General features: G+C 33.7%; 9 protein-coding genes, 1 tRNA gene and 1 pseudogene. 5 read left to right on the top strand and 6 right to left on the bottom strand.

Features of this window, described 5'->3' with window-relative positions; all coding sequences use genetic code 11:
* Window positions 1–4: 4 nt before the first annotated feature.
* From virB9 to OOK90_RS04885, 4 genes are all read right to left on the bottom strand, one after another.
* Entirely contained in the window at window positions 5–805 is an 801-nt protein-coding gene (gene virB9, locus OOK90_RS04870; RefSeq protein ID WP_174515708.1) for a P-type conjugative transfer protein VirB9, read from the bottom strand.
* A complete protein-coding gene (locus tag OOK90_RS04875; protein ID WP_151807683.1) occupies window positions 792–1472 on the bottom strand; it encodes a VirB8 family type IV secretion system protein in 681 nt (226 codons plus the stop codon). The genes virB9 and OOK90_RS04875 overlap by 14 nt, the downstream gene beginning before the upstream one ends.
* Before the next feature lie 72 nt (window positions 1473–1544).
* Window positions 1545–2627, bottom strand: a complete 1083-nt coding sequence (locus OOK90_RS04880; protein ID WP_264705811.1) for a GTP cyclohydrolase II — start codon at window positions 2625–2627, stop codon at window positions 1545–1547.
* Window positions 2628–2656: 29 nt separating this feature from the next.
* Window positions 2657–2744: transfer RNA gene (locus OOK90_RS04885), tRNA-Leu, on the bottom strand.
* A 190-nt stretch (window positions 2745–2934) separates the two neighbouring features.
* Between OOK90_RS04885 and OOK90_RS04890 the strand changes: the two genes are divergently transcribed.
* Window positions 2935–4209: a metallophosphoesterase gene (locus OOK90_RS04890; protein ID WP_209473146.1), complete on the top strand. Its 1275-nt coding sequence runs from the start codon at window positions 2935–2937 to the stop codon at window positions 4207–4209.
* A gap of 93 nt (window positions 4210–4302) precedes the next feature.
* A pseudogene (locus tag OOK90_RS04895) lies at window positions 4303–5135 on the top strand (IS5 family transposase).
* Window positions 5136–5140: 5 nt separating this feature from the next.
* Here the strand turns inward: OOK90_RS04895 and dnaA are convergent.
* Window positions 5141–6538 carry a chromosomal replication initiator protein DnaA gene (gene dnaA / locus OOK90_RS04900; RefSeq protein WP_264705812.1) on the bottom strand — a complete coding sequence of 466 codons (1398 nt, stop codon included), beginning with the start codon at window positions 6536–6538 and terminating at the stop codon, window positions 5141–5143.
* A gap of 326 nt (window positions 6539–6864) precedes the next feature.
* Between dnaA and OOK90_RS04905 the strand changes: the two genes are divergently transcribed.
* Window positions 6865–7602 (top strand): type I glutamate--ammonia ligase, encoded by a 738-nt coding sequence (locus tag OOK90_RS04905; protein ID WP_010963182.1) that lies wholly within the window; start codon window positions 6865–6867, stop codon window positions 7600–7602.
* 3 nt (window positions 7603–7605) lie between these two features.
* Here the strand turns inward: OOK90_RS04905 and OOK90_RS04910 are convergent, their stop codons facing one another.
* Window positions 7606–8304, bottom strand: a complete 699-nt coding sequence (locus OOK90_RS04910) for a hypothetical protein (RefSeq protein WP_264705813.1) — start codon at window positions 8302–8304, stop codon at window positions 7606–7608.
* Window positions 8305–8479: 175 nt separating this feature from the next.
* Here OOK90_RS04910 and OOK90_RS04915 point away from each other — a divergent pair, with 175 nt between their 5' ends.
* Both OOK90_RS04915 and nusA read left to right on the top strand, forming a co-directional pair.
* The gene (locus tag OOK90_RS04915; protein ID WP_319803537.1) at window positions 8480–11554 is read left to right on the top strand and encodes an efflux RND transporter permease subunit; all 3075 of its coding nucleotides are present in this window, start codon (window positions 8480–8482) and stop codon (window positions 11552–11554) included.
* An 88-nt stretch (window positions 11555–11642) separates the two neighbouring features.
* On the top strand, window positions 11643–13205 hold the full coding sequence (nusA, locus tag OOK90_RS04920; RefSeq protein ID WP_070357032.1) for a transcription termination factor NusA: 1563 nt from the start codon (window positions 11643–11645) through the stop codon (window positions 13203–13205).

The raw sequence follows: 13205 nt of genomic DNA on the forward strand, positions 1-13205 counted from the left end.
ACAGCTAAAGTGACCTATTTATAATTTCAACTTCACCATCTTCATAACGCATAAATAGCTTTTTATGTACTCCTTTTATTATAACATAATCATCAAATAACAGCCTTTTACAAGGTTTATCCTCCCCTTCTACAAAAACCTGAGGTATTTTATTATTATTTCTAAATTTTAAATAGGTTAAATAACCATCATCAAATAACTCGATCGGAACTATATCCGCATTACCACCTTCATCAATATATGTATAATTGTACTTCGTATCATTTTCTTGTATTATTTTTTCTAGCTTGTCTGTAGTATATTGCATTTGAGTAGGTAAAGAAACCTCATCTAAATCAACATCAAATTCACCTTCTTCTTGAGGATAATAAAAACGTACTACGTAAGATATATCCTTTTCAGCAGAATAATCGTGATCTACTTTCTTAGCATCAGTATCCGGGTATTTATCGTAGTTTGGCCTTGAGATTAAATCAAAAATGTAATTTCTTTTTTTAGTTGTCGTAATAATCATGTTAGTGCGACTACTAACTTCAAATGGCATGATAAGCAATTTATTGTCATAAGGATTAATTTTCCAACTTGATGCATCACCAACAGCGATATTTTTAACTTTTTCTCCTTCCGCAAATTCAATATAAGAATAGTAACCCTGACTAAAAACCACCGTAAATACTTCATTAGGGCTATACACAAAAGTCTTTATTCTACTATCTATAGAAATAGGCTCATTATAATTAATGGATGCGTTTAAATTGCCACTTACAAGTAAAGCTAAAACTAATAATATCCTATACATATTCATCATCTACTCTATATGAAATAACTTGAAATCCTAATGGGTTAATATATCTTTGCTGATCATCCATTTCAAGCGATGCATATCTATATGACATAATAACTATCTTATTTTTTCTCGTAGAACTTCCATCTTTCCGTGTAAATTCCACAAAAAATCTCACCTGAAGAGCATCGTTACCCAACTTTTGAATTGAGCGAATTTTAAATTCACTTTTGGTATCTGAATATAAATTAAAAAGATCATCCATATTCTGCGATCCTACATAATTTCTAAATTCATTATACACATTAGGTGAGGAAAACAACCTCACCTTTGTATAATAGTTATAATTATAATGATATGGATCAAAAACCTCCCTTGCTTTTATATACTCTGAAATAAAATAATCGTTTAGCGCTTCATCTGCAGAATACTGTTTTACTGTGACAGGATCAACCAATTGCACTATTCCTGATTTCTTGTCAATTTCTATAACAAATGGCTCAATAGTGCTACTTGTGCTAATTTTAAATATGACTAATATGCTGATAGAGATCGTTGCTAATAATATTAATGCAAATAAAAGTAGAATATTCCTTTGAGCAATAACTGTGCTGTAGCGGTTTGAATTCCAATTTATATCCTTATCTAAGGATTCAGTATTTTTTTCTCGCTTAAAAAATCTTAGCATTTTAGTATTCCTAAAAATCTTAACTTATGTTAATAAACATAGCAAATTAACAAAGTAGTTACAGCAAAAAAGCTAAAAAACTCTTAATCTATGGCCTAATTTACCAAACTTTGTCTCCATATATGAATCGTTATATTTATTACGTTCCACAATAAGTGGTAGACACTTTGTAACTCCTATACCACTACTTTCCAATTCTGACAATTTCCTATCATTGTTTGTAAGTAATTGGATTTTGTTAATGTTCAATTTCTTAAGCATTTTAGCTGCAACAGCAAAACTCCTTTCATCATCTTCAAAACCCAATATTCTATTTGCATCAACAGTATCAAGATTATGTCCTCTTTGCATACTGTACGATCTTAACTTATTAGTTAAACCAATGCCTCTTCCATCTTGCATCAAATACAATATAATACCACTTCCAGAGTCAGCTATCATTTGAATTGCTTGATGTAACTGACTTCTGCAATCGCATGACAAGCTATCTAACAAGTCACCCGTATAGCACGAAGAATGAATTCTCACTAATGGTTCGTCATCTTTATCTGGATTGCCAATGATAATTGCATGATGTTCTCTTCCACCACTTTCGGTTCTATAAGATATGATATTTACTTCTTGAGTCTGTTTTAAAAATAATGATGTTTTGCACACTTCATATACATCCTGATTTTCTTGAAAATTATTTATGAATGACGTGTCCAGTGCAATAACGTCATTTTTCTCGCACCAATTTCGCATTTCATGGTTATTCTCAAAAGTCATATCAGCCACTAACGCGTATGGCAATAATTCTGAGAACTTAAGCAAGGCAATAGCACATTCATCTATTGTCTTTGAGCATTGCAACTCTTTTATGCAATCTTCCTTTGAACAGTTTATTAAATAGAGCAGTTCATCAAAATTATTCACCAACAGACGTTTGCTGTTATGTTCTTTATTCTGAGATATGTATTTTACCTTACTTGAAGTTAAAGTAACATATACATTACTTGATGTAAGCTTGTATTGATTAAATAAATCTCTTTCTAAAGCCTCAGCAGCAGCAAACAATAGGTAATTACTTTCATCATATATTACAATTGGCCGACCGCGCCTGATTTCGCTGATAGCTCTTTCTACCTTATTGCTACTCTGATTTCCTATAAACATTTTTACCCATATTAAACAGCGATAAAAACTGGTGCGGCCGAGAAGACTTGAACTTCCAAGGCCTTATGAGCCACAGCGACCTCAACGCTGCGTGTCTACCAATTCCACCACGGCCGCACTATATTCTAGTTTTTATATAATTATTTTAAATTACTTAATCATTTTAGAATTTTTCATCTAGAGTGTCAATCTGATACTAGAATAATTTAGAAATTGTTTGTATAATTTGATTATGAATTTTGTGATTATAAATTTTAATCATTTAAGATACCCTTACTACTAATTTTTAACTTAGGTTTTTATACAAATGAATATAGCTAATATCTTTATTTTTTTAGCTCTCTCTCTTATAACTAGCTTTCATTTCGTCCATGCACAAATATTATACACATGGTCTCAAGTTATCCCAGAAAATAAACTAAGCATACGCGCAATTACGGACAATGACATGTGTCCCATTGTTTATGTTGATGGCGAGGAAACAGAAATGCTGAATCGCAGCTCAATTAACAATGGTGATCATAACGAAACAGTTTGTGAACTGACAGTACAAACAAGTGCCAAAAACATTAGTATTGAGGATCTACGGGTTCCTATATTACCAAAAAAGGTTAATAAAATTGCTTTCATTGGTGACACGGGCTGTAGAATAAATATGTTATTTCAGCAGGAATGTAATTCGGTAGATAGCTGGCCTTTAAAAAAAAATTTAGATTCAATCGCCCTTCATAAACCAGATTTAATTATCCATGTTGGTGATTATCATTATAGACAAACAAAATGTAGAAATACAAAAAAGTGTGGCGATATTTATGGATATAATAAAGAAGTTTGGTACGCTGATTGGTTTGAGCCTGCAAAGGATATTTTATCACAATCCCCTTTCCTTTTTGTTCGTGGAAACCATGAGAGTTGTGATAGAGCTTATGAAGGATGGTTCAGGTATCTAGATTCATACCCCTTTTCGTCTGAAAAATGTGGAAACTTCGTTTCTAGTTGGTCCTTAGATGCTGGACCGATGAAATTTTTTATCTTCGACTCTTCATCCGGTGAGGATATTTTTACAACCCAAAGCACAATTGATGCTTTTGAGAGGCAATTTGATAAATTGATACAAAATAGTTCTGACAAGCCCATGTGGTTTTTAACTCATAAACCGCTTTGGAGATCTCCAAAAAAAGAATTTTTGACATTAAAAAGCCATGGTAATCTTACACAAATCGAAGCTTTTGGAGATAAATTTCCAAGCAATGTTACTACCATAATTTCTGGCCACATTCATATAGCCCAGATTTTATTAATGGATAATGTTCCAGACCAAATTATAGTTGGAAACGGTGGTGCATCATTACACGCTCAAGATCAAGAATCTGTTTATCAAAATGTAGAATTTGACTATTCAAATGGTAAAAACTACTTAGCACACGAGGTTAGAAACTTTTTTGGCTTTGGCTTTGCAATACTAAATTTAGATGATCACGAATTTACCTTCTATAATCAACACAATAAGGAAATGTATTCTGCGAAGCTAACAGAAGATTTTAAACTTAAACGGATTAAAACTATAGTCGATTCATTTTAGGATTTGTTATTAGCTATTTTAAAAACGCTACTTAGAGGTTGTCCGGAAACAAGTAAAAGGCTATAATATCTGAAATTTTAGTACGGGGTAAAGATGAGAAAAAAGTATCCAACAGATCTAAGCGAAAGGGAATGGGCAAGAATAGAAAAACACTTCAGAGTATCATACAAGAAAGGAGGAAGGCCGCCAAAGTATAGCAAAAGAGAAATATTAGAAGCAATTTTCTATGTATTGCGTACAGGGTGTCAATGGCGGTATTTACCAAATGATTTTCCGCTATGGAAGACTGTGTATGAGCAGTTCAGGCAATGGAAGAAGCAGGGAATTTTTGAGAAAATGAATTATGAAATTACAAAATATAGTAGAAGAAAAATAGGAAGGAATGAGCAGCCGAGTGCCTGTATAGTAGATAGTCAATCTGTAAAGACTACAGAAAAGGGGGGATCAAAGGCTATGATGGAAGTAAAAAAGTAAAGGGTAGAAAAAGGCATATAATTACAGACACTCAGGGTTTTATACTAGGTTGTTACGTAGGCGCTGCTAACGAAAATGATAGAGATGGTATTAAAATAGCATTAAACAATATGAGAACAAAATATACTAAAGTTAAAAAAATGTGGGCTGACATGGGATACCAAGGAAGAAATTTAAAGAATCACATAAAGGAAGAATATGACATAGATATTGAAATTGTTAAAAGGCCTCCATGTAGATTTTGGGTGCACAAAGATACGCCACCTGAGCTACTACCAACAAGAGAACAAGGGTTTAAAGTACAGCCAAGAAGATGGGTTGTAGAAAGGACTTTTGCTTGGGTTAATAGGAATAGAAGGCTATCGAAGGAGTATGATTTACTCACAACATCCACTGAGAATTTCATATACCTAGCTATGAGTAGGGTTATGTTAAAGAGGGAATATGCTTGAATTTACTAGTTTCCGGACAACCTCTTAAACATTTTTTTTAATCGATTGATTTCATCAGCAAATTTTGAGTCGGTCTTTATAAAATTTTCTACTTGTTTTACTGCATGTATAACAGTAGCATGGTCTCTGCCACCAAAGTTTCTCCCAATATCTGGTAGGCTTTTTTGCGTAAATTTTTTGGCAAAATACATAGCTATTTGTCTTGGCCTTGCAAGACTGCGAAGCCTTCTATTGGATTGCATATCTGCAACCTTTATATTGAAAAATTCAGCTACTTTCTTTTGTATTTCTTCTATTGTGACTGACCTATGATTTGACCTAAGAAGATCGATTAGGGTTTCACTAGCTGATTCTACCGTCATACTTCTTCCAATTAATGAGGTATGGGTAACCTTATTTAATGCTCCTTCTAATTCTCTTATATTAGATTTTATGTTCCTTGCTAAAAACTCTAGGACATCTTTCGGAACATACATATTCATCTGCTCCACTTTTGCCTGCAATATACCAAGCCTTAATTCAAAAGTTGTTTTATTAATATCTGCCACCAACCCCCAACCGAGTCGTGATTTTATTCTTTCTTCCACTCCATCAAGATCACTAGGAGACCTATCAGCTGATATAACCAATTGTTTATTTTGGTCTATCAATGCATTGAAAGTGTGAAAAAATTCTTCTTGTGTACTATCTTTACCACTGATAAATTGCACATCATCTACCATCAATACATCTACTGATCTAAATTGCTCTTTAAATAACATAATATCTTTGCTTCGCAGCGCTGTAATATATTGGTACATGAATTTCTCTGCTGATAAATACACCACTTTTCTTTTTGCTGATGGGGAATTGACTATGTGCCAAGCTATAGCATGCATTAGATGTGTTTTACCAAGTCCCACTCCACCATATAGAAACAAAGGATTGCTGCCTAATATTGGATCTATAGATTCTGCCACACGCTTTGCCGCCGTAAATGCTAATTCATTTGGCTTTCCCACTACAAAATTATCAAAGGTGAACCTTGGATCCAGCGGCGAACCAAGATTATGATTACTTTCCTCTCTGTTTTTTAGTATAACATTAAAATTTGAATTCCTCTCCTCAATTACTTGAATATCAATAGAACGTATACTTTTATCTTCGCTTTGCCATAATGATAATATTTTTTTCATGTAATGAACTGTAATCCACTCTTTTATAAACCTTGTTGACACGGATAAAAGAACTTCCCCATTTCTGCTACTGACAAATTTTAGTGAACTCAGCCAGCTATTATATGTTGCTTCTCCATAAAGATTATAAAGACAATTTTGGATTTTTTCCCAAGTAACATTGTGATCCGTTACTGTAATAATCTGATCAAAAAACATAGTAGAAACCTTAGGGCTAGTTAAGTTCATATACCACACCAAGAAAAAAGCAATAATTAGAAAAATATAAGATAATCAATAGCTTACTGCAAAATGAAAAGCTAATACTACTTAATACATACTAAAAATTATGGTGATTTTTTGATGGGTTGTAAAGGGTATAAAAACATTAAAATTGATCATTTTTATTTCAAAAAAATGAAAAATTTGTAAATGTCGCTTGTATCGAGGATTAGAAGCATGCTATTAAAAACAGTAATACATTATGTATAAATAAGATGTTAAATTTACTGGCAAATAAGTAAAGTATTCATATAAATATAGCTAACCTAATATAGATTTACTGAAGCAAATTTATGATTATATTAAGTAATTTGAGTTGTTATGCTGTATTCGGTATTGAACTAGAGTTTTACATTGAAGGAATAGAAAAAGAATACTTATTTCTGAATAGCATCAAAAATAAAATAGCATCTCTTGAATTTTCTTGCGAGAAGGAGAATTCTACACATCAGTATGAGATAAAAAGTGGTTGTTATACGAACTCCTACAATTTAATTAAGCATTTTGAGTTAGCAAAACAATCACTTACTGAAACAGCACAAAAACTAGGTGGGAATGTTTCTTTTAAAGCAAAGCCTTATTTGGATAGAGCAGGCAGTGCATTAAATGTGCATGTTAATCTCGTGAATTCAAATAACGGTAACTTATTTTATATCAATGAGCAAAAGTACAGTGACTATCTGATTCATAGTATTGGTGGATTATGTGCAATGATGAAAAAACATATGTTGTTTTTTGCTCCAAATGATGATTCATATTTAAGATTTCAGTATCCGGATATTCACACTCCAACTACGATTAGTTGGGGAGTAAATAACAGAACTGCTGCGATAAGAATTCCCTATTTTGGCAACGATTCCAAAAGATGCCGCCTAGAGCACCGTGTTCCTGGAACAGATTGTAACCTTGAAAAAGTACTCACAGCAATAATTGAAGGTATAGTTTTTGGTATAGAGAACAAAATTGCTCCGCCAAATAGAGTGTATGGCATCGCATCTGATCCTCAATATAAGATGGAGAGTTTGATATAGCAACTACCTGTTAAACCCTAACCCATTAAACTCCTTTGAGGTAATTGGCCATTCTAGCACTTTCCTCACATCATTATTTACATTCCCATACTGTAATAGCAAGTCTGCAGCAGATAGTTTCTGCGTACTTTTAGATGATCCAAGCCCTATATTGGTAAGGTTGCTCGGTGGCTGCTCAGGAAGTGGATTACCAGATACATCCATGTGTTCAGGGAGAGATTTCATCTGATTCTTTATAGAGCTAGAGTTATTTTGTGCAGGATTTCTATCATCTGACATGTCAAGAATAATTTTCTCAGGTACTACCATAGTTTTTGTATAATCAGCAGAATGACTGCCTTCAGTGTTCTTAAATTCATCAAGAATTGGTTCGCCAAACGCATTTATAGGGCCACCAAGTGATCCTTTCTCCATGCGCTCTTCTGCTAGCTCAGTTTCAGTTCTTTTTGGTTCTTTTACGGTACCTTTTTCTTCACCTTCATCTCCTGAAACACCAGTAATTTCAGCAGGCTGTTCTTTTTTAGTTCTTATTTTATGAATCAGCGAAAGTAATAAGTAAGTAACTGCAGCAGCAGAAACGATAATGGCTATCTTTGCGGCAATGTGGATTGCTGTTAAAAATATTAAAGCTGATAAAGCTCCAGCTAATCCAGACACAATAACTTTATTTTTGCCTTTTGTTATATTTAGAATTGCCACCATAATAACCTCTCAAATACTGCTCTAGAATTATTATACAGAAATTTTCTTATACTTGCAATTTTGCAAAAATTTTAATTATTTGCGTAAAGTTTTAAAGCTACACAAGGATTAATTAATATGCAATGTATCTCGACTATAATATTGTACAAACGCACATATTCAGCTAACATTCAACATGCAGAGCTTACTCATAGAGCGAAACAGGGCGGTGGTATTATTACTTATAGTAATTTTTATCTTCGGTTCATACGTTTATGTAAAAATGCCAAGGGAAAGCAATCCTGGTATACAGATTCCTATAATCAGCGTGTTTGTTGGACTTCCTGGGATTTCTGCTCAAGATAGTGAAAAGCTATTAGTGCTTCCTATAGAAAATGAACTAAGATCCATCGAAGGTGTAAGAGAATTGAGAGCTTTTGCAACTAATGATGGTGCTCACATGATACTCGAATTTGGAACAGAGTATGATAATAAAGAAGTGCTCGATAATGTCCGTTCAAAGCTTTCAAACATAAAATCGAAGTTACCTGTTGAAGCGGAATCTCCGATAATCAATGAAATAAACTTGAGCTTATTTCCGATACTCAATGTCGGCTTAATTGGTAATTTGCCAGAAAGAGCCTTAACTGAAATAGCACGCAAGCTAAAGAAAGAAATAGAATCTCTGCCAAATGTTCTCAAAGTTGAAGTGGCAGGTATGCGTAAAGAAACAGTGGAAGTGATAGTTGAGCCCACAGTTCTAACAAAATATAACATTCAATTAAACGAAATATTCCAAGCTATATCAAGCAATAACAGACTAGTGGGAGCTGGGTCACTGGAAAATGATACCGGTAAATATTCGATTAAAATATCAGGGTTATTAAAAGATATAGAAGATATTATGAATATTCCTATTAGATCTCAAGGCGATGCAGTTTTGAGAATCAAAGATATAGCAAAAGTATACCCTAGGTTTGAGGATCACCAAGGATTTGCTCGCATTAATGGATTACCTAGTGTCGTGCTAGGAATTTCAAAACGTAACGGAAAAAACATAATAGACACAGTAAATCAAGTAAAATACTTAATGGATAAGGCAAAAGATCAATTACCTGAAAATTTAAAAGTGGTGTACTTAAACGACCAGTCAAAAAACGTCCGCGATGTGCTTGATGACTTGGAAAACGGCATAATATTTGCTGTGTTGTTAATATTGATCATAATGATGCTTTCTATGGGAACAAGGATTGCTATTCTTGTGGCACTCTCGATACCCGGTTCCTTTCTCATTGGGATAATAGCTCTTTACTTTATGGGTATAACCTTAAATATCGTTGTGCTCTTCAGTTTAATTATGGCTGTTGGCATGCTGGTTGATGATGCAATTGTGATCAGCGAATATGCCGATAGAAAGATGATCTGCGGAATGGACAAAGTAGAAGCTTTTTACACTTCAGTTCGTGATATGTTTTATCCGGTTCTATCATCAACGTTAACTAAATTAGCAGTGTTTTTTCCTCTATTATTCTGGCCTGATACTGTTGGTAAATTCATGCAGTACATACCAATTACAATAATCCTAACTTTGACTGGATCGCTCATTATGGCTTTGGTTTTTATACCAACACTTGGTGCAATATTTGGTAAGCCTTCGATAACTTCAAAAAAAGAAATAAAAAAAATGAGTGCTATAGAAAGTGGTGAAATAAAAAATGCTGGGCCTATAATAAGAGCTTACGTACGCATGCTAGAGAAGGTTTTGGATCATCCTAAAAAATTCGTATGTGCTACTGTATTCGTTTTGTTTTCATTTAGTGTGCTGTACTTTACTTTTGGTCCTGGAGTAAAGTTTTTTCCGAAAGTGGATTCAGATAATATTTTAATCAGTGTTAAAGCAAAAGAAAGCTTATCAGCCAAAGAACGAGATCTGATACTCAAAGAAGTGGAAGAACGCATTTTGAGCATTGAAAAAGAAATTCATGTTTCTTATGCTAGATCAGGAGCATTTTCAGACAACGTTATCGCCAGAATACAACTAGAACTTATGGATTGGCGCTTCAGGCGCAAAGCTAAGCACATACTAAATGATATAAGGAGCAGTGTGCAAGACATGAAAGGAATAATAATTAATGTTCAAGAGGAAAAGCCAGGACCGTCGGCTGACAAGCCAATACAAATTAACCTCAGCGGGAGTGTATCCAGTTTGAATTTAGCAGCAGAGAAAATTCTAGAAATTATGAACCAACCTTCATCCGGGTTTATAAATATTCAAGATAGCAGATCAGCACCTGAAATAGAGTGGAATATGAGTGTTGATAAGAGTAAGGCTACAAGCTCTGAAGTAAGTGTTGCAACCATTGGCGATTTTATAAAGATGGTTACAAATGGAGTATTGATTGGAAAATATAGACCAAATAACACGGATGAAGAAATCGATATTGTACTCCGTTTCCCCAGAAAGGACCGCAATATGAAGACTATAGACAATCTTTTTATCAATACAGTTAATGGCCCGTATCCTATGAGCAACATAGTAAAATATGCTCCCGAAAAAAAGGTAAACAAACTAAACAGGATTGATGGATTACGCACAGTGACAATCTCTGCTGACGTTGATACTGGCTATCTTGTTGATGAAAGAGTAAAGTTCATTCAGAATTCTATTGCCCAGGATTGGGACAAGGGAGTAAAAATTGATTTTAAAGGCGACAAAGAAGATCAACAAAAATCAGGAGCATTTTTGTTAAAGGCTTTTATATTAGCGATTACACTAATGATATTGGTATTAGTGACACAGTTTAATAATGTATACCATACATTTATCGTAATGACAGCAGTGTTTTTATCCACAACATGTGTGTTTTTTGTTTTCTTTCTTATCCAACAAGTTTTCGTAGTTGTTATGTGTGGAGTGGGGATAATTGCTTTGGCAGGAATTATAGTGAATAATAACATACTATTGCTTGATGCCTTTCATCATCAAATTAAGGTACACAAAAATGACATCAAGCGATGTGTAATAAACGCTGCAATTTCTCGCGTTAGGCCAATATTGCTTACCGTTGCAACCACAGTTCTTGGTTTAATACCGGTGATTACCAGGTTAAATATCAATTTTTTTACGCTACAAATCACATATGATGCTCCATCAAGCCAGTGGTGGGTTGACATTTCAACAACCATAGCAAGTGGAATATTGGCTGCAACGGTTTTAACTTTATTCTTTACTCCTGCGTTGCTTGTTATACAAAAACATGAAAAAACTTGACTTAAATTAGCAATCATTTAACATTTAAGATAGTGTTCTTTGCCCGTTGGAGCTATAATTATAACTAATTACATTGGATTTATTTATTATGATTGCTAATCGTAAAAGCAGTGTTAAGCAGAAAAGTAACAAGAATAACATAGTTGGAAGCCTTGATGTAATAAAAACAGCAGGAGAGCTTTCACTTCAAAAAGGTTTAGATTTTGATGTTGTAATAAAGGCACTAGAAAGTGCTATAGAAGCAGTGGCTCATCAAAAATATGGTAGCAAAAGTAAAATTGTAGTTGATATAGATAGAAACACAGGCAAAGTTACTTCATATAGAAAACTAAAAGTTATTGATGATGAATCAAATGAAAAAGAGAATACTGAGTGTGAATCAATTACGCTTACACAAGCTAAATTAATAAAAGGAGATGCAAAAGTTGGAGATACTGTTAGTGAATTGCTCTCTCTTAACACTGATCTTGCTTCAGCAAGAATTGCCCAGCAAAAGATTGCTCAAGTAATTAAAGATGAAGAGTCAAAAAAGCAATATGAGGAGTTTAAAGATAAAGTGGGAGAAATAAGGTATGGTATTGTTAAACAAGTAGAATATTCAGATCTTATTATAGACATAAATGGCACTAGGGCATATCTTCCATTGCGAAATTTAACTGGTGGTGAATCATTTCGTGAAGGTGATAAGGTTAAAGCTTACATACAGACTGTTAAGCGCTCTGATGATGGACGTCAAATTATTCTTTCTAGGACTCATGAAGGCTTTTTGGAGGCATTATTAAATCAAGAAATACCAGAAATTGCTGACGGATTAGTGACAATTAAAGGTATAGCTAGAGATGCTGGTTCAAGGTCTAAGGTTGCCGTTTTCTCTCCCGACAAGAACATTGATCCAGTAGGTGCTTGTGTTGGAGTTAAGGGAGATAGAATAAAAACTATTATACACGAATTAAATGGTGAAAAAATTGACGTTATAAATTACTCCTCAGATTTGGGTCAATTCGTTATTAAAGCCATTACTCCTGCAGAAGTATCGAAGGTTATTATTGATGAAAATGAAAATTGCATAGAGTTAATAGTTGCTGAAGATCAATTGAGTTTAGCGATAGGAAAAAAGGGCCAGAATGTAAGATTAGCTTCAGAGCTTGTTGGATGGAAAATTGAGATATTAAGCACTCAGCAAGAATCAGAAAGGCGAAGTAAAGAACTTAGTCAATGTTCAGCTTTATTTGCTGAAGCTTTAAACTTAGAAGAGATTATGGGTCAGCTATTGGTAACAGAAGGTTTTTCAAGTGTAGAAGACATATCTAGCGCTTCAATTAAAGAGCTTGCTTCAATAGAGGGCTTTAATGAAGATATTGCAAACGAACTTCACAATAGAGCAAATAAGTACCTGAAAGCAGAAAATGATAGAAAAATAGAAGAGCTAAAAAGTTTAGGTATGGAGGATGATGTAATCAATTTAACTTTATCAATAGACAATAAAATTGCTCTTAGTAAGCATGATATTAAGACTTTAGAGGACATAGCAGATTTATCAAGTTATGAGTTTTGCAGCATACTCTCTTCCTCATCCGATAGCAAAGAAGATCTAAAAGATACAGTAGATTCAATAATCATAGAAGCACGTAAAAAGCTTGGATTAATATAA

The organism is Wolbachia endosymbiont (group A) of Ancistrocerus nigricornis, assembly GCF_947250785.1.
GTDB lineage: Bacteria > Pseudomonadota > Alphaproteobacteria > Rickettsiales > Anaplasmataceae > Wolbachia > Wolbachia pipientis.